1 protein-coding gene is annotated in these 1,512 nt (G+C 60.9%); it reads right to left on the bottom strand.

Features of this window, described 5'->3' with window-relative positions:
• Positions 1 to 112: 112 nt before the first annotated feature.
• A complete protein-coding gene (gene murC, locus AB4043_RS25220) occupies positions 113 to 1,492 on the bottom strand; it encodes a UDP-N-acetylmuramate--L-alanine ligase (RefSeq protein ID WP_442300146.1) in 1,380 nt (459 codons plus the stop codon).
• Positions 1,493 to 1,512: the final 20 nt, after the last annotated feature.

The following is a 1,512-nucleotide window of genomic DNA, read 5'->3' as shown; positions in this document are numbered from 1 at the left end:
TTAGAGCATTTCCCTGTTGCTGGGTATCCCGGAAGGTGTGTGCAGCGGCGTTTTCATTGCGGAAAACGCCCATAAATGCGGAAGCCCTACTCTACACCTACAGGGAAATGTTTTATGGGTTCGCTTCCAGTTTTGACAACAACAGCGCTCCCGCCTGAGAGACATTCCCGGCGCCCAGGGTCAGGATGACGTCTCCCTCACGGGCTTCCGCTGCCAGTGCCTGCACCGCCGCTTCCAGGCTTTCAGCGTGAGACACGGAGGGATGCCCGGTGCGGCGAACCTCCTCCACCAGCGCCGGGGTGTTCACACCGGGGATTGGATGTTCGCTGGCGGCATAGATGTCCAGCACCTGAAGCACATCTGCATCGCCAAATGAGCCTGCGAACTCCGCCATCAGATCACGGGTACGGCTATAACGATGCGGCTGAAAGAGTACCAGCACGCGTCCGTAGCCGCATTCCCTGGCGGCGCAAAGGGTCGCCTGCACCTCGGTGGGGTGATGGCCGTAATCGTCGACGATCGTAACGCCGCGAGCCACTCCTTTAATCTGGAAGCGGCGATCAACCCCGCGAAACGCAGCAATTCCCTCGACGAGCTTGTCATCCGTCACTCCAAGCTGGACACCGATGGCCACGGCCGCGGTCGCGTTCAGCACGTTGTGCTTCCCTGGAACATGCAACTCCAGAGGCCCGATCACGCGTTCCTGGTGCGTCACCTGGAAGCGCGCATGCGAGCCTGCTGTACGCGGCAGCATCTCCAGCCGGAAGTCGGCCTCTTCGCGCTCGCCATAGGTATAGATACGTCGGCTCGTTCGCGGCAGGATGGAGCGCAGCAGGTCATTGTCGATGCAGGCCGTGACTGCTCCATAGAACGGCACGCGATCCATAAAGGTGATGAATGCGCCCTCGACATCTTCCATATCGCGGTAGCAATCCATGTGCTCGCGATCGAGGTTGGTCACGACGGCGAGGACGCTGGGAAGCTTGAGGAAAGAGCGGTCGCTCTCATCGGCCTCGGCCACCAGATACTGGGAGGTTCCCAGGCGCGCGTTCGAGCCCAGAGCGGCGACACGTCCACCGACCACGACGGTCGGATCGAGGCCACCGGCGGCCAGCACCGAGGCCACCATCGAGGTGGTGGTGGTTTTGCCGTGCATACCGGCGACGGCGATGCCGTACTTCAGCCGCATTAGTTCGGCGAGCATCTCGGCGCGCTGAATGACGGGGACCTTGCGCGATCTTGCATCCAGCACTTCAGGGTTATCTTTGGCAACGGCCGAGCTGGTCACGACGACATCGGCGTCGGCTGCATTCTCTGCACGATGCCCTTCAAAGATCACGGCGCCAAGCTTTTCCAGCCGGTCGGTCACGGGCGAGCGCCGCAGATCGGAGCCGGAGACGGGATATCCCATCGTCAACAGGATCTCCGCAATCCCGCTCATACCAATGCCGCCAATGCCAATAAAGTGAACCCGCTGTGTCGGTGCAAACATAGGTTTCACTGTATCAAGGC

This window comes from Terriglobus sp. YAF25, from assembly GCF_052113305.1.
Taxonomy (GTDB): domain Bacteria; phylum Acidobacteriota; class Terriglobia; order Terriglobales; family Acidobacteriaceae; genus Terriglobus.
This window is presented reverse-complemented; position numbering and strand designations above follow the sequence as displayed.